Source organism: Streptomyces sp. NPDC033180 (assembly GCF_055577645.1).
Genome location: NZ_JBVIPU010000004.1, coordinates 1 through 18,513, shown reverse-complemented (window position 1 = coordinate 18,513; position 18,513 = coordinate 1). Strand labels below are relative to the sequence as shown.

General features: G+C 71.7%; 16 protein-coding genes, 1 rRNA gene and 1 pseudogene. 5 read left to right on the top strand and 13 right to left on the bottom strand.

Annotation, left to right across the window (positions count from 1 at the left end; translation table 11 throughout):
* Positions 1–4 precede the first annotated feature (4 nt).
* The 3 genes from ACZ5WE_RS14020 to recN form a co-directional block, all read right to left on the bottom strand.
* Positions 5–1,141, bottom strand: coding sequence for a glycosyltransferase family 4 protein (locus ACZ5WE_RS14020; RefSeq protein WP_467687064.1), 1,137 nt, complete (start codon positions 1,139–1,141; stop codon positions 5–7).
* 432 nt (positions 1,142–1,573) lie between these two features.
* Positions 1,574–2,380: a hypothetical protein gene (locus tag ACZ5WE_RS14015; protein WP_467687066.1), complete on the bottom strand. Its 807-nt coding sequence runs from the start codon at positions 2,378–2,380 to the stop codon at positions 1,574–1,576.
* A gap of 226 nt (positions 2,381–2,606) precedes the next feature.
* Positions 2,607–4,334 (bottom strand): DNA repair protein RecN, encoded by a 1,728-nt coding sequence (recN, locus tag ACZ5WE_RS14010; protein ID WP_467687134.1) that lies wholly within the window; start codon positions 4,332–4,334, stop codon positions 2,607–2,609.
* Between the two features lie 238 nt (positions 4,335–4,572).
* Here recN and ACZ5WE_RS14005 point away from each other — a divergent pair, with 238 nt between their 5' ends.
* The gene (locus ACZ5WE_RS14005; protein WP_467687068.1) at positions 4,573–5,922 is read left to right on the top strand and encodes an FtsX-like permease family protein; all 1,350 of its coding nucleotides are present in this window, start codon (positions 4,573–4,575) and stop codon (positions 5,920–5,922) included.
* 106 nt (positions 5,923–6,028) lie between these two features.
* Here the strand turns inward: ACZ5WE_RS14005 and ACZ5WE_RS14000 are convergent, their stop codons facing one another.
* From ACZ5WE_RS14000 to ACZ5WE_RS13990, 3 genes are read right to left on the bottom strand one after another with little or no spacing between them, the layout of a single operon-like run.
* A complete protein-coding gene (locus ACZ5WE_RS14000; RefSeq protein ID WP_467687070.1) occupies positions 6,029–6,934 on the bottom strand; it encodes an NAD kinase in 906 nt (301 codons plus the stop codon).
* A gap of 11 nt (positions 6,935–6,945) precedes the next feature.
* Positions 6,946–7,761 (bottom strand): TlyA family RNA methyltransferase, encoded by an 816-nt coding sequence (locus ACZ5WE_RS13995; RefSeq protein WP_467687072.1) that lies wholly within the window; start codon positions 7,759–7,761, stop codon positions 6,946–6,948.
* A 7-nt stretch (positions 7,762–7,768) separates the two neighbouring features.
* The gene (locus ACZ5WE_RS13990) at positions 7,769–8,143 is read right to left on the bottom strand and encodes a hypothetical protein (RefSeq protein WP_467687074.1); all 375 of its coding nucleotides are present in this window, start codon (positions 8,141–8,143) and stop codon (positions 7,769–7,771) included.
* A 42-nt stretch (positions 8,144–8,185) separates the two neighbouring features.
* Between ACZ5WE_RS13990 and ACZ5WE_RS13985 the strand changes: the two genes are divergently transcribed.
* A complete protein-coding gene (locus tag ACZ5WE_RS13985; RefSeq protein WP_467687076.1) occupies positions 8,186–8,533 on the top strand; it encodes an alkyl sulfatase C-terminal domain-containing protein in 348 nt (115 codons plus the stop codon).
* On the opposite strand, the gene ACZ5WE_RS13980 is transcribed toward ACZ5WE_RS13985, so the two are convergent.
* The 3 genes from ACZ5WE_RS13980 to ACZ5WE_RS13970 are packed head-to-tail and all read right to left on the bottom strand — an operon-like array spanning position 8,517 to position 11,511.
* Complete coding sequence (locus tag ACZ5WE_RS13980; RefSeq protein ID WP_467687078.1) at positions 8,517–9,446, bottom strand: ABC transporter ATP-binding protein; 930 nt, start codon at positions 9,444–9,446, stop codon at positions 8,517–8,519. The genes ACZ5WE_RS13985 and ACZ5WE_RS13980 overlap by 17 nt on opposite strands.
* Positions 9,443–10,471 carry a FecCD family ABC transporter permease gene (locus tag ACZ5WE_RS13975; RefSeq protein ID WP_467687080.1) on the bottom strand — a complete coding sequence of 343 codons (1,029 nt, stop codon included), beginning with the start codon at positions 10,469–10,471 and terminating at the stop codon, positions 9,443–9,445. Before ACZ5WE_RS13975 ends, ACZ5WE_RS13980 begins: the two co-directional genes overlap by 4 nt.
* Positions 10,468–11,511, bottom strand: a complete 1,044-nt coding sequence (locus ACZ5WE_RS13970; protein ID WP_367040447.1) for a FecCD family ABC transporter permease — start codon at positions 11,509–11,511, stop codon at positions 10,468–10,470. Before ACZ5WE_RS13970 ends, ACZ5WE_RS13975 begins: the two co-directional genes overlap by 4 nt.
* A gap of 116 nt (positions 11,512–11,627) precedes the next feature.
* Here ACZ5WE_RS13970 and ACZ5WE_RS13965 point away from each other — a divergent pair, with 116 nt between their 5' ends.
* Both ACZ5WE_RS13965 and ACZ5WE_RS13960 read left to right on the top strand, forming a co-directional pair.
* Positions 11,628–12,620: an ABC transporter substrate-binding protein gene (locus tag ACZ5WE_RS13965; protein ID WP_467687136.1), complete on the top strand. Its 993-nt coding sequence runs from the start codon at positions 11,628–11,630 to the stop codon at positions 12,618–12,620.
* Positions 12,620–13,453 (top strand): siderophore-interacting protein, encoded by an 834-nt coding sequence (locus ACZ5WE_RS13960; protein WP_467687082.1) that lies wholly within the window; start codon positions 12,620–12,622, stop codon positions 13,451–13,453. Before ACZ5WE_RS13965 ends, ACZ5WE_RS13960 begins: the two co-directional genes overlap by 1 nt.
* A 23-nt stretch (positions 13,454–13,476) precedes the next feature.
* On the opposite strand, the gene ACZ5WE_RS13955 is transcribed toward ACZ5WE_RS13960, so the two are convergent.
* Positions 13,477–14,505, bottom strand: a complete 1,029-nt coding sequence (locus tag ACZ5WE_RS13955) for an HAD hydrolase-like protein (RefSeq protein WP_467687084.1) — start codon at positions 14,503–14,505, stop codon at positions 13,477–13,479.
* 72 nt (positions 14,506–14,577) lie between these two features.
* Here ACZ5WE_RS13955 and ACZ5WE_RS13950 point away from each other — a divergent pair, with 72 nt between their 5' ends.
* A complete protein-coding gene (locus ACZ5WE_RS13950; protein ID WP_467687086.1) occupies positions 14,578–15,855 on the top strand; it encodes a DUF1015 domain-containing protein in 1,278 nt (425 codons plus the stop codon).
* Between the two features lie 72 nt (positions 15,856–15,927).
* Here ACZ5WE_RS13950 and ACZ5WE_RS13945 read toward each other — a convergent pair whose 3' ends face one another.
* From ACZ5WE_RS13945 to rrf, 3 genes and pseudogenes are all read right to left on the bottom strand, one after another.
* Positions 15,928–16,779: a tetratricopeptide repeat protein gene (locus ACZ5WE_RS13945; protein WP_467687138.1), complete on the bottom strand. Its 852-nt coding sequence runs from the start codon at positions 16,777–16,779 to the stop codon at positions 15,928–15,930.
* Between the two features lie 339 nt (positions 16,780–17,118).
* A pseudogene (locus ACZ5WE_RS13940) lies at positions 17,119–17,868 on the bottom strand (tetratricopeptide repeat protein); the annotation flags it as partial.
* A gap of 327 nt (positions 17,869–18,195) precedes the next feature.
* Positions 18,196–18,312 (bottom strand): 5S ribosomal RNA (gene rrf, locus ACZ5WE_RS13935).
* Positions 18,313–18,513 lie beyond the last annotated feature (201 nt).

Genomic DNA, 18,513 nt, shown 5'->3' with positions numbered 1-18,513 from the left:
GGCGCTACGTGGCCAGTCGCTGCGTCAACTCGTCGTAGACGCTGAGGACTTGGGCGACGGTCTCGTCCTCGGTCGGCCACGTCGCCGCCTGGGCCGTGCCCTTGTCCTTGAGCCGCTCCCTGAGCGCGGGGTCGGCGAGGAGGCGTGCCACGGCGGTGGCCAGGGCCTCGGCGTCGCCGTACGGGACGAGCGCGGCGGCGTCGCCGACCAGTTCGGGGATGCCGCCGACGGCGGTCGCGACGAGCGGCACGCGCGCGTGCAGGGCTTCCTGGGCGAGCACGGAGCGGGACTCCCAACTGGTGGGCAGCACCACGAGATCGGCCGCCGCGAGCATCTCGGGCACGTCGTCGCGCCGCCCGACGAGCCGGACCGGAAGGCCCTCGCCTTCGATACGGCGCTGCAGGGCGCCGCGCTCGGGCCCTTCGCCCGCGATGACGAGGAGCGGCAGGGGGTCGAGGTGGCGCCACGCGCGCGCGGCCTCCAGGAGCACGTCATAGCCCCGCTGCCGTTCGAGCGTGCCGACCGTGACGATCAATGGCCGCCCGACGGCGCCGAGTTCGGCGAGGGCCTTGTGTCGTAGCCCTTCGGCATCCTCGACAGCCCCTGCCGCGGGACGCGGCGCGGGGAACGTGACGGGGGCGAGGCGGGCGTCCCGCGCGCCCCTGCTGCGGGCGCGGTCGACGAGGTCGGACGAGGTGCCGAGGACGACGGCGGCGGCCTTGGCGGCGCGTCGCTCCAGGAGGCGCAGTACGCGGGCGCGCGCGCCTTCCGCGTGTGCGCGTGTGTGCCAGGTGACGACGAGAGGGATGCGACGGCCGGTGAGCGCCAGGGCGGCCCGGAGTGCGGCATGCAGTCCGTGCGCGTGCACGAGGTCGGCGTCGGCGCAGGCCAGGCGGAGGGAGGCGACGGACGCGGGGTCGCTGCTGCGCGGTACGTGGACGTGCCGGGCGCTGGTGCCCGTGAGGTCGTAGGCGCCGGCGGCATCGCTGGGGGCGCACACCGTGACCCGCACGCCCCGCGCCGCGAGTCCCGCCGCGAGCGACCTGACGTGGGCGCTGCTGCCCGCGCTGCCACCGCCCAGTACCTGCACGGTGTGCAGTGAGGTCTGACCGTGCGGTGAGTGGCTGCTCACGTGGCTCACGTAGCCGGGGCTCCTGGGTCGGCGTCGGGGGGCTGCGCCAAGGATGCCAGCCCGCACGGACGTTCCGGCACCGCCGAAAGGCCTCTTCCGTGTCACACCGGGCAACTCCCTGACCCGGATCACCCACACGGGTGAGGACAACGGGGATTCAACACCGCAAACGACCTACGGCCCTCGCATCTTCGCAGCGCCGACACCGTAACGAAAGCCTTCCGAGACCCCGGGCGCGGCAGCCCTCAACGAGGAGACGCACCCGCGCGGCACGACTCAACCGCGGGCGGCACCTTGAACGGTGGGACTCAACCACAAGGCCGCACCCCCACCGAGCCCAAGCCCCACGCCGACCCCACCCGCCCTCAGCGCTTCACGCTCCCCCACGCCTTCGGGCAGCACCGCCCCCGCAGCCGCCACGCCAAGGCGCACGCTCTCAGCTCAGCAAGGCCACGGCTCAGCCCTGCCGCGCCCCTGGAGCCAGCCTCCCGCTCCCCCCGCAACGGCGCTGACCTTCTCGCCGTACGCGGCCGCCGCCACAACGCCCGCCGCATGGACGGCGAGTCCCGCGCGGCCGTTGCCCGCGGCGACGGCGAGACCGAGTGCCGCGCCCAAGGCGTGTGCTCCCGCGTCGCCGATCATGGCGCGCTCCCCGATGTCCTCCGGCAGCACGGCCGCCGCGGCTCCGACGGCGGCGGCGGAGAGTACCCCGGCGGCGCCTTGGCGCAGCAGCCCCGGCATCCCCAGCGCGACCACCGCTCCGGCTGCCCTGCCCGGGCGTACGTCCACGAGGTTGACGAAATGAGCGGCGCCCGCGATCACGACACCGGCAAGAAGCCTGTCCACCGGCCGCTGCTTGAGCAGCGCACCGGCGGCAAAACCCGCCGCGGAGACCCCGAACAACTTCACGGCCCCGCTGGTGACTTCACCCGCCCGCAGCGCGCCCAGGTGCGCACGGAAGCCCCGGCGCGGATCACCCTCCCCCGCCCCATCGTCGTACGCCCCGCACGCCCCCGCGGAGAGCACGGCGAGCGCGGCGGCGGCGCGGGCCCTGGCGGGCAGCACCACAGCTCCCGCCGCCGCACCGAGGGCGGCGGCGGGCCCGGCGTACAACTCCACTGTCCGCCCGGCATAGTTCTTCCGCTGCCAGCGGCCGGCTCCGCCTGGAGCGCGCGAACGCAAAGCGGTGGTGGCGGCGCGGGTGACGGCGGCTGCGGCGAGAAGGGCGGTGCTGCGCTGGGCGATCATGCGTTTCAGCGTACGCCGAGCAGGTCACAGCCCGTCCGGCGGCTGAGGACGAACTCGGCGGAGCCAGCGATCGCGGTACTCAAAGCCCACCCGCCGAAGGCGACCCGCCAGTCACCCGTCCCCCCGAGCCGAGCGGGTCACAGCTCCGTCCGGCCTCCGAGGACCAACTCGACGGAGCCGGTGATCGCCGGTACGCGAAGCCCACCCGCTGAAGGCGACCCGCCAGTCACCCGTCCCCCCGAGCCGTCGCCAACAGCTCCTCCGCATGCGCCCGCGCAGTCTCCGAGTCCTCCTGGCCCGCCAGCATCCGGGACAACTCCCGCACCCGGTCCTCCCCTTCGAGCACCAGGACCCCGGACCGCGTCACGGACCCGTCGTTCGTCTTCTCGACAAGCAGCTGCCGGTCGGCGAACGCCGCCACCTGCGGCAGATGCGTCACCACCACGACCTGCGCGGACTTGGCGAGGCGGGCGAGTCTGCGGCCGATCTCGACCGCGGCCTTGCCGCCGACACCCGCGTCGACCTCGTCGAAGAGGTACGTCGGGACGGGATCCGTGCCCGCGAAGACGACCTCGACGGCGAGCATCACGCGTGACAGCTCACCGCCGGACGCGCCCTTGGCGATCGGCCGCGGCGGGGCGCCGGGGTGAGGGGCGAGGAGGAGTTCCACCTCGTCCACGCCCGTGGGGCCGTACGCGACGAGGCGTCCGTCGACCGGCACTCCGTCCGCGCCCTCGGGCACCTCCGTGGCGGTGATGTCGATCGTCACGCGCGCGTGCGGCATCGCAAGCGAGGCCAGCTCTTCGGTGACGGCCGCCGCGAACCGCGACGCCGCCTCCTGACGCGCGTCGGTCAACGCCTGTGCCAGCCCCGCCAGTTCACCACGGAGCGCGTCCCGCTCTGCGGTCAGTTCCTCAAGGCGGTCGTCGTCGCCCTCGAGTTCGGTGAGCCGCGCGGCCCCCTGCTCGGCCCAGGCGAGCACGGTATCGATGTCGGAGCCGTACTTCCGGGTCAGCTGCGTGAGTGCGGCCCGCCGTTCCTCCACCGCCGCGAGACGCAGAGGGTCGGCGTCGAGGTCGTCGGCGTACCCCGCGAGCTCCCCCGACACGTCGCCCAGCAGAATCCCGATCTCGCCGATCCGCTCGGCGAGCGCTGCCAGGGCGGGGTCGTGGGAACGCACCGCCTCAAGGGCCCGGTGGGCGCCCGCCACCAGCGTCGTGGCGTCGACACCCTCCGGGTCCTCGGGGACACCGGCGAGTGCGGCGTGCGCGGCCGTGGCGGCGGAGGCGAGGGCCTCCGCGTGGCCGAGCCGCTCGGCCTCGGCGGCCAGTTCGGTGTCCTCGCCCTCGCGCGGCTCCACGCCGGCGACCTCGTCGAGGCCGAAGCGCAGCAGATCGGCCTCCTGGGCCCGTTCACGCGCGCGCGTGGTGATCTCGTCGACCTCGGTCGTCACGGCCCGCAGCCTGCGGTACGCCGCCGTGTACTTGGCCAGCGGCACGGTGACCGCGTCGCCCGCGTACCGGTCGAGGGCACCGCGCTGCCGGGCCGGCTTGAGCAGGCCCTGCTGGTCCGTCTGACCGTGCACCGCGACGAGGTCGTCGGCGAGCTCGGACAGCAGTCCCACCGGGACCGACCGCCCGCCGAGGTGCGCACGCGAGCGCCCCTCCGCCGAGACCGTACGGCTGATCAGCAGCGCCCCGTCGTCGAGTTCGGCCCCCGCTTCCTCCGCGCGCACGGCAGCCGTGGCATCCGCGGGCACAGTGATCCGCCCCTCCACCACCGCCGCCTTGGCGCCGATCCGCACCAAAGCGGGATCCGCGCGTCCGCCGAGCAGCAGGCCAAGGCTGGTGACCACCATCGTCTTGCCCGCACCGGTCTCGCCGGTCACGGCGGTGAACCCCGGCGACAGCTCGACCACCGCGTCGTCGATGACTCCGAGCGACCGTATCCGCATCTCCTCCAACACGGACACGACCTTACGAGGTCATGGGCCAGGTGTGCGACGGCCCCTGGCCTCCTTCCACCTTCCTTGCACGAAGACGCAGGTGGCAAAGGCGGACCGAACGGACGCTGTCACTCGCAGGGGGTGGGACTCTCGGGGGGGGCTACCAGGGGGGGTGGGGATTACCCCACCATGATCTTCCTGGCAGCCTCCTGGTGCACGAGTGACCCGGCACCCCACCATGATCAACATGGGAACAGGACTGGCACAGGCGGCGCTGCGCGCGCACCGCCCGGCATTCATGGGCACGGCGGTGGCCGCGCTCTTCGCGGCGACCGTGGTCAGCGCGTCGACGATGATGCTCGGCACGACGGGCACCGACGGGCTCTCCCCGCGAGCCCGCAGGCAGATCACCGAGAACGGCGTGGGCGACATGGCCGTCGTCCTGCTCATCGGGTCGATCTACATGTCGATATTCGTGGTCGCGTCGACGATGGGCACGGCCGTCACGCAGCAGCACCGCGAGCTGGCCATGGTGCGCTCCATCGGCGCCAAGCCCCACCAGGTCCGCCGTGCGGTGGCCGTCCAGGCCCTCGCCGCCTCGATCCCGGCGGCGCTCGCCGGCTTCGTGGTCGGCGGCCTCGTCGCGCGCTGGTGGCACGCGGGCATGGTGTCGCACGGGCTGCTCCCCGCCGAGGTGGACTTCCGGTTCGGCTGGGTCGCCCTGCCGGTGTGCATCGGCGTGGCCGTGGTGACGACGACGCTCGCCGCGCTCCTCTCGGCACTGCGGTTCTCGCTGCTGCGCCCGGCCCGAGCCCTGAGCGAGGCGGCGACGGGGCAGCGGGGGCTCGGCATGCTCCGGGCGCCGCTCGGCCTGATCGCGGTCGCGGGGGCCTGCGCCGTCTCCGTACTGCTTTCGAAGCAGCCCGCGGACGAGGCGAGCGAGGGCGCCTTCCTCGTCCTGATCCTCTTCTGCGTCGGCGCGGGGCTGCTCGGCCCGCGGATCATCGGGCCCGCGGCCTGGCTGGTCTCCGCGCTGGTGGGCCGGTTCGGCAGCAGCGCGCGCCTGGCGATGCTGAACGTCCGCTCGCAGCCCCGCCGTTTCTCCGCCGCGGTCGTGCCGCTCGTCCTGGTCGTGGGCTTCGGCCTGACCAAGATCGGCATGCACACGACGGCGCAGCACCACACGGGTTCGGCGGGCAGCACGGGCGAGGTCTGGCTCGACTATGTGGGCACAGGGCTCTACGCGGGCTTCGCCGCGATCGCCGCGGCGAACACGCTCGCCATGATCTCCTTCGAGCGTCGCCGCGATGTCGCCCTGCTGCGGGTGGTGGGCAGTCAGCGCGTCCAGGTGCGGGCGATGGCGGCCTGGGAGGCCGTGGTCATCGCGGGGACGGCGCTGCTGCTCGGCACCGCGATCGCGCTCGGCACGCTGGCCCCCATCCTCAGCACGGCCTTCGGCTCGTCACTCCCCCACCTGCCGTGGGCCGTGCCGACAGGGATCGCGACGGGCACCCTCCTCCTCACCCTGCTGGCCACAGGGCTCCCGGTAGGTGCGGCCATGCGGAGGAGGGCCATCTCCGTGGTCAGCTCAACGTAACCGGCAAGGAGCCAACCGGGCGGCTCCACGCCCCGTAAGGGGCGCGGGGAACTGCGCGACCAGCCCCCACCGGCCCGCAGGTCATCACCGCCCCTCCAGCCGAAGGCTAATGCGGCGCCCCGCGCCACCCCGAAACCGGCAGCGCGAACTTGGCCACGAGGCGGTCGGTGAACGACGCGTGGTGCAGCCGCGCGAGCCGCACCGGCACCTCTCCCCTGCGCACCTCGACCCGCGCGCCCGGCGGCAGTTCCACGGTCCGCCGGCCGTCGCACCACAGCACCCCGTGCGACGTGTGCTGCTGGACCTCGACGGCGAGCACCGAGTCCGGGGAGGTCACCAGGGGCTTGGCGAACAGGGCGTGGGCGCTGATCGGCACCATCAGGAGCGCCTCCACCTCCGGCCACACGACGGGCCCGCCCGCGGAGAAGGCGTACGCCGTGGAGCCGGTCGGCGTCGCGCACACGATGCCGTCGCAGCCGAAGCCGGTGACCGGACGCCCGTCGATCTCCAGGACGACCTCGAGCATCAGCTCGGCCGACATCTTCTGCACGGCGGCTTCGTTGAGCGCCCAGTCGCGGTGCACGACACCGCCGTTGCTGCGCACGACGACGTCGATGGTCATCCGCTCCTCGACCTCGTACGCCCTCGTCACCACCCGGTCGACGACCTTGTCGAGGTCGTCGCGCTCGGCCTCGGCGAGGAAGCCGACACGTCCCAGGTTCACGCCGAGCATCGGCACCCCGGAGGCGCGGGCGAACTCGGCGCCACGCAGCAACGTGCCGTCGCCGCCGAGCACGACGAGCAGTTCACAGCCGTCGAGGCACTGGGGAGTGGCCTCCTTCACCGTGCCCACCTCGGGCGGCAGCGGCAGATCGGCCGCCTCCGCCTCCAGGACCCGTACGCCGATGCCGCTGCGCAGCAGCCCCTGGACGACGAGTTCGGCACTGCGGATGGCGGCAGGCCGTCCGGTGTGCGCGAGCAGGAAAACTGTACGAGCTCGGGTCTGGGTCACTCGGGTCTGAGTCAACGGGGCCCCTCCGCCACGGCACGGTCAACGTCCGCCGGGTCGAGTTCGGGCGCCCCGGCACGCAGCCACAGAAAGTACTCGACATTTCCGGAAGGTCCGGGCAGCGGGCTCGCGGTCACGCCACGCACACCGAGCCCGAGCCCCCACGCCTGGCGCGCGACGCCGCGGACGGCATCGGCCCGCAGCTGCGCGCTGCGCACCACACCGCCGCTGCCCAGACGCTCCTTGCCGACCTCGAACTGCGGCTTGACCATCAGGACCAGGTCGGCGTCCGGGGCCGCGCACCGCACGAGGGCGGGCAGCACCAGGCCGAGCGGGATGAACGAGAGATCGCCGACGACCAGGTCGACAGGGGTGCCGTCGATGATCTCCAGCGTCAACTCACGTACGTTCGTACGGTCCTTGACGGTGACCCGGTCGTCGCTCTGCAGCGACCAGGCGAGCTGGCCGTAACCGACGTCCACCGCGACGACGCCCGATGCGCCCGCGCGCAGCAGCACATCGGTGAAACCGCCGGTGGACGCGCCCGCGTCGAGCGCGCGCCGCCCCTCGACGAGAAGCCCCTGCGGCACGAACGCGGCGAACGCGCCCGCCAGCTTGTGGCCGCCGCGCGAGACGTAGCCGGGATCGCTGTCATCGGCCGCGACCACGATGGCCGCGGCGGTCTCCACCTGCGTCGCGGGCTTCGTCGCGGTGTTCTTGTCGACGGTCACCCGCCCGGCGGCGATCAGCTGGCTGGCGTGCTCGCGCGAGCGCGCGAGCTCGCGACGGACCAGTTCGGCGTCGAGGCGGCGACGTGCCACTCCTGCCACGTTCTGTTCAGCTCCTGTTGTACGAGGTCGAGTGCTGGGGCTTGGACGGGGATGAGCGCTGGGACGAAGCCGCGGGCGTCCCCATGGACGGGGGCGCCGGCGGTCCGGGGCGTGCGTCGAGCGCCGTCAGCGCGTCACGCAGTCCCCGGTGTACATCCTCGTACACCTCGATGTGGCCGTCCGTGGCGAGGTGGTCCGCGTCGCCGAGACGCCGGAGCAGACCGTCCACCTCGGCGTCACCGGTCGGGACTCGCTCCACCCCGAGGGGCGCGGGCCCGACGGGGTCGTACGTCTGCGGTTCGGGGTCGTACGCCTGCGCCCGCTCTTCGGCGGCCTCGGGCTCCACCGGCTCAGGCTCGGGGCCCGGCGTCGAGTCGTTCATGCCACGACGCTACCGCGAAGCGCTGCGGTACCGTCGATCACGATGGCGACGATGGAAGAGTGCCGCGCGGCACTGGGCAAGCTCTCGGACAACCTGGCGGACGCCGAAGGCGGCGTGCGCGGCGCCGCCGCGCTCGACCGCTCGCTGAGCTGCCGCATCACCGATCTCGACGTGACCTTCACGGGGCGTCTCGAGAACGGCCGGATCACGGTGCTCGACACGCATCCCGGCGCCCCGCGCGAGAAGGCCGAGATCCGCCTCGCCATGACCGGCGACGATCTCGTGGCGCTGGTCGACGGCGAGCTGAACTTCGCCAAGGCCTGGGCCTCCGGCCGGGTCAAGCTGGAGGCGGGCCTGCGCGACTTGCTCCGCCTCAGGTCGCTGCTTTAGCTCCAGCGCCGACCGCGTCCGCGGGCTTCCTGCGCCCCCGCCGCGCCGCGGGCACCACGAGCGGCGTCCCTGTCTCCGGGTCGTCGATGATCTGGCAGTCCATCCCGAAGGTGTCCCGCACCAGCTCCGTCGTGACGACGTCGGACGGCGCTCCCTCGGCGACGACCGCGCCGTCGCGCAGGGCGATGAGATGGGTGGCGTACCGGGCCGCGTGGTTGAGGTCGTGCAGGACGGCGACGAGGGTGCGGCCCTGTTCCTCGTGGAGGTCGGCGCACAGGTCGAGCACGTCGATCTGGTGCTGGATGTCGAGGAACGTCGTCGGCTCGTCCAGGAGAAGGAGCGGGGTCTGCTGGGCGAGCGCCATCGCGATCCAGACGCGCTGGCGCTGTCCGCCCGAGAGCTCGTCGACATAGCGGTCGGCCAGTTCGGCGACGCCGGTCGAGGCCATCGACTCGCCCACGATCCGCTCGTCGTCCGCCGACCACTGCCGAAGAAGCCCCTGGTGGGGGTAGCGGCCGCGCGCCACGAGGTCGCCCACGGTGATCCCGTCGGGCGCGATGGACGACTGCGGGAGCAGGCCGAGCGTGCGCGCGACCTTCTTCGCGGGCATCGACTGGATGACGTTGCCGTCGAGCAGGACACGGCCCGCCGAGGGCTTGAGCATCCTCGACAGGGCGCGCAGCAGGGTGGACTTGCCGCAGGCGTTCGGGCCGACGATCACCGTGAAGGAGTTGTCGGGGATCTCGACGGACAACTTCTCCGCGATGACGCGCTGGTCGTAGCCAAGGGTCACGTCGTCCGCGATGAGCCGGTTCACTGCGGCACGCTCCTGCCTGTCGGTGCTCTCAGAGGTGTTCGTATCGATGGCGATGCGCGTCTTCGTGCCCGCACCGCTCATATCCGCCCCGCTCATATCCGCCCCGCCTTGCGCTCGATGACGAGGAGCCACAGCAGGTAGATGCCGCCGAGCACTCCCGTGACCACGCCGACGGGCAGCTGGTCGGCGCCGAACGCCCGCTGCGACGCCCAGTCAGCGACGATCAGCAGGGTCGCGCCCATGAACATCGCGGGCAGCAGGTTCGGCCCCGGCGAGCGGGTGAGCCGCCTTGCCAGCTGCGGCGCGGTGAGCGCGACGAAGCTGACGGGGCCCGCCGCGGCGGTGGCGGCGGCGGTGAGCAGCACGGCCGAGGCCATGAGGACGATGCGGGTGCGCTCGACGGGCACGCCGAGCGCGTAACCGACGTCGTCGCCCATCTCCAGCATCCGCAGCGGACGGGCGTACGTCATGACGAGCGGTACGAGGATGGCGCACAGGACGAGCAGCGGCCAGACCTGGTCCCAGTCCCGGCCGTTGAGCGAGCCGGTCATCCAGACGACGGCGCGGGCGGCGTCGACGATGTCCGCCTTGGTGAGCAGATAGCCGTTGATGGCGGTGACGAAGGCGGAGACGCCGATGCCGACCAGGACGAACCGGAAGCCGTGGACACCCCGCTTCCAGGCCAGCACATAGATCGCGAAGCCGGTCACCAGACCGCCCACGAGCGCGCCCCCCGCGACCTGCACCGCGCTGCCCTGGAAGAGGACGATCATGATGAGCGCGCCCGCGGTGGACCCCTGCCCCAGGCCGAGGATGTCCGGACTGCCCAGCGGATTGCGGGAGATGGACTGGAAGATCGCGCCGCCGAGCCCGAGCGCGGCCCCCACGAGGAGGCCGACGAGGACCCGTGGCAGGCGCAGGTCGTTGATGATGAACTCCTGCCCGGCGTCTCCGTTGCCGAGCAGGGTGCGGATGACGTCGGCGGCGGGGATGGGGAAGTCGCCGGTGCCGATCAGGACGACGCTCGCCACGAGCGCGGCCAGGATGAGCACGGCGACGACCACGGCCGTGCGGACGTCGAGGCGGAAGCTGAGCCCGCCCCGGGTGCGTATCGCCTTCACAGCTGAGCCAGCCTCCGCCGTCGTACGAGAAAGATGAAGACCGGGGCGCCGATCAACGCGGTGATGATGCCGACCTGCAGCTCCGCGGGCCGCGCGACGATACGCCCGATGACGTCGGCGCCGAGCAGGAGCACCGGCGAGAGGATCGCCGCGTAGGGCAGGATCCAGCGCATGTCGGGCCCGGTGAAGGAGCGCACGACGTGCGGCACCATCAGGCCGACGAACATGATGGGCCCGCAGGCCGCGGTCGCCGCCCCGCAGAGCAGGGTCGCGGCGGCCATGGACAGGGCGCGGGTGCGGTTCAGATGGGCGCCGAGCGCGCGGGCGGTGTCGTCGCCCATGGCCATGGCGTTGAGCGGCCGGGCGAGGCCGAGTGCGAGCACGATGCCGATGACGAGGAAGGGCAGGACCTGAAGGATGGTCTCGTTCTTGGCGGAGGCCAGGGAGCCGACCGTCCAGAAGCGCATCTTGTTGAGCGCGGCGTTGTCCGTGATCATCACGGCCTGCAGATAGCCGTAGAGCGCGGCGCTCAGCGCGGTACCGGCGAGCGCGAGCCGTACGGGCGTCGCGTTGCGGGTCCCGCCGAGGGCGTAGACGGCGGCTCCGACAACGGCCGCTCCAGCGAAGGCGAACCACACGTAGCCGCTCAGCGAGGTGACACCGAAGAAGCTGATGGCGGTGACGACGGCGGCCGACGCTCCGAGGTTGATGCCGAGCAGTCCGGGGTCGGCCAGCGGGTTGCGCGTCAGCGCCTGGAGGACGGCGCCCGCGAGGCCGAGGGCCACGCCGACGAGCACGCCGAGCAGTGTCCGCGAGAGCCGCTCTCCGACGACGACATCGCCGTACGTCCCGGTGTCCTGGAAGAGGCCGTGCCAGACCTGGTCCATGGACAGCTGTTTGGCACCGACCGCGATGCTCGCCACGACGACGAGCAGCAGCACACAGACCGAGACGAGGAGCCCGGCGCTGCGTATCGCGCGGCGGTTGGGTGGCGCGGGGGCGGTCTCCGCGCTTGCTTCGGGGGGACTGTCGACCAACACCAGGTTAGGTTAGCCTACCCTCGCACTGGACTTCGACGAGAGAAGCACCACCTATGCGCGCCCGCCGCCCGACAACTCCCACTCCGCCCCGCCGTGACTCACTCGTCGCCCCAGGCATGTCCCGCCGCGGCCTGCTCGCCTCCGGCGGAGCCCTCGGCATCGGCGCCCTGCTCAGCGCCTGCGGAAGCGAGGAGAAGTCCGGGAAGAGCGCGGGCTCCACAGCCTGGACCTTCAAGGACGACCGCGGCAAGACCGCCAAGGTCAACCACACCCCGAAGAATATCGTCGCCTACATCAGCACGGCGGCGGCCCTGCACGACTACGGCGTCACCTGCACCGGGGTCTTCGGTCCGTCCAAGCCGGTGGACGGCAAGCCCAACCCCCAGGCAGGCGACCTCGACGTCAGCAAACTGACGAGCCTCGGTGAGTCCTTCAACCAGTTCAACATCGAGAAGTACGCGGGTCTCGACCCCGACCTCCTGATCAGCAACATGTTCCCGCCGCCGGCCCTCTGGTTCGTGCCCGCGGACAGCACCAAGAAGATCGAGGCGCTCGCGCCCACGGTCGGCATCAAGGGAGCCCGCGTCTCGCTGCTCGAACCGCTCAAGCGCTACACGGAGCTCGCCGAGGCGCTCGGCGGGGACCTCGGGACGGAGAAGGTGCGCGCCGCCAAGGCCCGCTTCGACAAGGCCGAGCGCCGACTGCGCAAGGCGGCGAAGGCCAACCGCGGCCTGAAGGTCCTCGCGATGACCGGCGACGCCGACCAGTTCTACGTCGCCGTGCCGGACTCCTACTGCGACCTGAACTACTTCAAGGACCTCGGCGTCGAGTTCGTCGAGGGCAAGAAGAGCGACGAATGGGGCTTCTGGGAGTTCCTCAGCTGGGAGAACGCCGACAAATACCACGCGGATCTCATCATGATGGACAACCGGTCGACCGCGCTGCCGCCCAAGGAGCTCGCGAAGAAACCCACCTGGGAGCTGCTCCCCGCCGTGAAGGCCGACCAGACCGTGCCCTGGTCCATGGAGGAGCGCTACAGCTACGCCGGTTTCGCCCCGGTCCTCGAACAACTCGCCGCCGCCATCGAGAAGTCGAAGAGGCTCACCTGATGACTGACTCGCCGTACCACTTCTTCGACTGCCACGTGCTGCGCGCAGAGCACGTCACCCCCTCCATGATCCGTGTGGCCCTCGGCGGTGACGGCCTGGCCCGGATGGCCTCGGCCGGCCGTGACCAGCGCATCAAGATCTTCCTCCCGCACCCGGGCCAGGACGCCCCCGTCATGCCGGACACGACCGAAGGCGACGCGTCCAGCTGGTACGCGGACTGGTGCGCCCTCGACCCCGATGTCCGGGGCATCATGCGCACCTACACCACGCGTGAACTGCGCCGCGACCCCGACGAGTTGATCGTCGACTTCGCGGTGCACGGCGCGGCTCCCTCGCCCAACGACGGCCCGGCCACCAGCTGGGCGCGGTCCGCGGGCCCCGGCGCGCGGATCGGCGTACTCGCCCCGATCGAGGAGGAGAACGGCGCCTACGACTTCAGGCCGCCGCAGGACACCGACTGGGTCCTCCTGACCGCCGACGAGTCGGCGCTCCCCGCGGTGGCGGCCATCCTGGAGACGCTCCCGCCGGCGACACCGACCCGCGTGTGGATCGAGGTCCACGACCCGGCGGACAAGCAGGAGCTGCCCACGAAGGCCGACGCCGAGATCACCTGGCTCACGGAGGAGGGCACGACGCCATCGGCGATCCGTGCCGCGGAGCTGCCCTCGGGCACTCCGTACGCCTGGGTCACGGGCGAGTCCGCCACGGTCAAGACGGTCCGCCGCCACTTGGTCGGCGACCGCGACTTCGACCGCAAGCGGATCTCGTTCTCGGGCTACTGGCGCAGGGGCACGACCACGGACGAACTGATAGACCGCAACGAAACGGCCTGACCCCAACCCACGCCGGCCCAGAACTACAGCCCCAACCGCGTCAACGCCTTCTCCCCGTCCAGCGCGCACTTCCCGTCCCCCGCCTCTGTCCACGCCGCCGCGCACAGCGCCCGCAGCCCGTCCATGGCGTCGCCCTCGCCGTCGAGCACCAGCTCGTGCCCCCGCGCCGCCGCCGTCCAGCCGCCGCAGCCGAAGCCGCCCTCCGCCGAGGTCACTTCGGGCTGGCCGGTCAGCATGGAGCGCAGGTCCGCGTCCACGTACGTGGGCCGGTGCTCGGGCGGGGCCGCGAGCAGCTGGGCGCCGTCCGTGACCCCGGTCAGGACGAGGAGCGAGTCCACCTGGCCGTTGAACGCGCCTTCGATGTCCGTGTCGAGCCGGTCCCCCACGACCAACGGCCGCTCGGCGCCCGTCCGCAGAATCGTCTCGCGGTGCATCGGAGGCAGCGGCTTGCCCGCCACCTGCGGCTCCGCGCCCGTCGCGATGCGTACGACCTCGACCGCCGCGCCATTGCCGGGAGCGATGCCCCGCGCACTGGGAATCGTCAGGTCCGTGTTGGACGCGAACCACGGCACTCCCCGCGCGATCGCGTAACAGGCCTCGGCGAACCGGCCCCACGCCATGTCGGGCCCGCCATACCCCTGCACGACCGCCACAGGACTGTCGTCCGCCGACTCCACCGGCTCGAGCCCACGCTCCCGCAGCGCGACCCGCAGCCCTTCCCCGCCGACCACCAGCACCCGCGCCCCCGCAGGCACTTGCTCGCTCACAAGTCGCGCCGCCGCCTGCGCCGACGTGATGACATCCGCGGCCCCGGTCGGAATGCCGAGCTCCGTCAGATGCCGGGCCACCGCGTCCGGCGTACGCAGCGCGTTGTTCGTCACGTACGCGAGATGCATGCCGCCGGACCCGGCCGTGCCGAGCGACTCGACGGCGTGGGCGATCGCGTGGCCGCCCGCGTACACCACCCCGTCCAGGTCGAGCAGCGCCGTGTCATACGCCTCACTCAGCACATTCTGGCTGCCTTCGGGCCGCGTCCTGACGGTCTGGCTCATTACGCATCGCTCCTCGATCGATCCCACTCCCCCGATCATCGCTCATGCCACTGACACACATACGATGCAGCAATGAACACAGCGGGTCATACCGACGACCAAGGCCTCGACCTGATCCCGTTCCGAGGCGTTCGCTACGTCCCCGAACGGGTCGGCAGCCTCGCCGCCGTGACGTCCCCGCCGTACGACGTGGTCGTACGGCCGGACGGCTTGCTCCACCTGGAGTCCGCCGACCCGCACAACATCGTCCGGCTGATCCTGCCGCAGGCCACCACACCGGCGGCCCGCAACCAACAGGCGGCCGAGACCCTGCACGCCTGGCTCTCCCAGGGCATCCTCGCGCCCGACCCGGAGCCCAGTCTCTACGTCTACGAGCAGCAGGACGCAGGCATCCTCCAGCGCGGCATCATCGGCGCACTGCGCCTGTCCGAGGCGAAGGACGGCATCGTCCTGCCCCACGAGGGCGTCATGTCCCACGTAGTGGAGGACCGCGCGGCCCTGATGCGCGCGACGAGCGCCAACCTCGAGCCGCTGCTCCTGACCTACCGGTCGCACGGCGACGACAAGGGCGCGACAGCCGTCATCGAGCGCACCGTGACAAGCAAGCCCCTCTTGTCGACGACCACAGAGGACGGCTTCAGCCACCGCCTGTGGGCCGTCACCGACCCCGTCGACCTCGCCGAGATCCAGTCAGATCTCTCCCACCACCAGGCCCTGATCGCGGACGGGCACCACCGCTGGGCGACCAATCTCCGGCTGCGCTCCGAACAGCCGTCGTCCAGCCCATGGGACTACGGCCTGGTCCTCCTGGTGGACACCGCGCGCTATCCCCTCCGGGTCCGCTCCATCCACCGCTACCTGCACCGGCTCCCGGTCTCCGACGCCCTGGCCGCCCTCGCGGGCTCCTTCCGCGTACGCACCGTCGAGGGCCCCCTGCCGGGCGCACTCGAGGCCCTGGCCGAGGCGGCGGCCGAGAGCAACGCCTTCCTCCTCGCGGGCGACGGCGCCTTCCACCTCATAGACCGCCCCTCCCCCGACCTCCTGGCCCGCACGATCCCGGCCGAGCCCCCCGAGGCCTGGCGCACCCTGGACGCGACGGTCCTGCACGCCACGCTCCTCGATCACATCTGGCAGATCCCGGACGCCCCGGAGCACATCGCGTACATCCACGACACCGAGGCGACCGTGGAGAAGGCGGAACGCGACGGCGGCACGGCCGTCCTGATGCACCCGGTCCGCGAAGAGGTCGTACGCGACCTGGCCCGCCAGGGGGTCACGATGCCCCGCAAGTCCACGTCCTTCGGCCCCAAGCCGGCATCGGGCCTGGTCCTGCGCAGCCTCGACTTCTGAGTCTTCCCGCATACGACAACGGGCGGGACCCCTGATGGGATCCCGCCCGTTGTCGTACTACCAGGTCAGTGCTCAGGCCTTGCGGTCCTCGTCACCGTCGTCGTCCAGCTCGAAGTCGTCCTCGTCATAGAACTCTTCCACGCCCTCGTCCTCGTCCTCGTCCTGGCCTTCCTCGACCGGGGCGACGAAGACGACCTCGGGCTCCGAGACCGGCGCCGCCTCTGCGACCGGCGCCTGGGCGTCGTCCTGCAGCACGTCGAGGAACTCGACACCGTCCAGCTCGGCGAGGCGGTCCGACGCGTCGGTGCTGCCGTCCTTGTCGGACTCGATGACCTTCGCGAACCACTCGCGCGACTCGTCCTCACGCCCCGCCGCCAGCAGTGCGTCGGCGTAGGCGTACCGCAGCCGCGCGGTCCACGGCTGAACGGAGTTCGACGCCAGCTCGGGGCCCTGGAGAGTGACGATGGCGGCATCGATCTGCCCCAGGTCACGCCGCGCACCGGCGGCGACGAGACGCATCTCGACCTGCCCGGGCTTGTCCAGCTTCTGCACCTCGGGCGCACCGGCCATGTCCAGCGCCTTCTCGGGCCGGCCCATACCGCGCTCGCAGTCCGCCATGACGGGCCAGAGCTCGACGCCGCCGGTCATCCGCTTGGCTGCCCTGAACTCCCCGAGCGCCTCGCTGTACTTCTGGGTCGCGTACGCGGCGAAGCCCGCCGCCTCGCGTACGGCGGCGACGCGCGAGGCGAGGCGCAGCGCGATCCGCGAGTACTCGTAGGCCTGCTCGGGGTCTTCGTCGAGGAGGTTGGCGACCATCACCAGGTTCCTGGCGACGTCCTCGGCGAGCCCCTTGGGAAGGCTCTGCAGCTCCTGCTGCACATCCTTGTCGATCTCGTGGCCCGTTACGTCATCGGGGATCGGCAGCCGCTTGATGGGCTCGCGGTCACGGTCCCGGTCGTCGCGCCCGCGGAAACCACCGCGGTCACCGTCACGCCGGTCGTCACGCCCACGGAAGCCGCCGGGCCGCCCACCACGGTCGTCACGTCGGGGCCCACGGTCGTCACGCCCGCGGAAACCACCACGGTCGCCCCCGCCACCACGGTTGTCATCGCGACGGAAGCCACCACGATCGCCACCACCACGGTTGTCGTCACGACGGAACCCACCGCGATCGCCGCCACCACGGTTGTCGTCACGACGGAACCCACCGCGATCGCCGCCGCCACGATTGTCGTCACGGCGGTCATCGCGCTGGAAGGCGGGACGGTCACCACCACGGGGGCGGTCATCGCGCCGGTCATCACGACGGTCGTCACGACGGAACCCGCCACGGTCCCCACCGCGGTCATCGCGGCGGTCATCGCGACGGAACCCGCCACGGTCGCCGCCACCACGGTTGTCATCTCGGCGGTTGTCGTCACGACGGAATCCGCCGCGGTCGCCACCACCGCGGTTGTCGTCACGACGGAAGCCACCACGGTCACCGCCACGGTCGTCACGCCGGTCGTCCCGGCGGTCGTCGCGTCGGAACGGGGGACGGTCGCCACCACGGTCGTCGCGGCGCGGAGCACCGGAGGTCGAGCGGTCGTCACGACGGAACGGAGGACGGTCGCCACCACGGTCGTCGCGGCGCGGACCACCAGAGGTCGAACGGTCGTCACGGCGGAACGCGGGACGGTCGCCACCACGGTCGTCGCGGCGCGGACCACCGGAGGTCGAGCGGTCGTCACGACGGAACGGAGGACGCCCACCGCTCTCACGGTCATCGCGGCCGCGGTAGCCCCCACCGCCGCCACGGTTGTCATCGCGGCGGAAGCCACCACGGTCACCGCCACGGTCGTCACGCCGGTCGTCACGACGGAACGGGAGTCGGTCGCCACCGCCACCACGGTTGTCGTCACGGCGCGGGCCGCCGGAGGTCGAACGATCGTCACGGCGGAAACCACCACGCTCGCCACCGCCGCCGCGGTTGTCGTCACGGCGGAAACCGCCGCGCTCACCGCCACGGTCGTCACGACGCGGTGCGCCCCGGTCTCGATCATCGCGGCGCGGCCCACCCGAAGTGGAGCGGTCGTCACGGCGGAACGGGGGGCGCCCACCGCCGCTGCGGTCGTTGTCACGACGCGGTGCGCCGCCACGGTACCCGCCCCGGTCGCCACCGTCCCGGCTGCGCTGCTCGCGCTCCGGTCGCTCGTCGGGAGAGTTGGTGGACATCGGTGACTCCTAGTCTTCGGTACCGCAGTCATTCTTGCGCAGCCGGGTAGCCGGCGCGCTTCGACAAAACAAAAAAGGACCCCTGGTCCCAGCGTGGACGCTGGGACCAGGGGTCCTCCAAAGATTGTTCGGCGGCGTCCTACTCTCCCACAGGGTCCCCCCTGCAGTACCATCGGCGCTTTGAGGCTTAGCTTCCGGGTTCGGAATGTAACCGGGCGTTTCCCTCACGCTATGACCACCGAAACCCTATGAAATATCCCGCCGCAAAAGCGGGATCTCAAACAGGGCAGCGAACAAGCACACTCTTCAATTAAGTGGTGTAGCCGTTCAGCCGACACAACTGTTCGTTGTTTCAGAACTAACACAGTGGACGCGAGCAACTGAGGACAAGCCCTCGGCCTATTAGTACCAGTCACCTCCACCCGTTACCGGGCTTCCAGATCT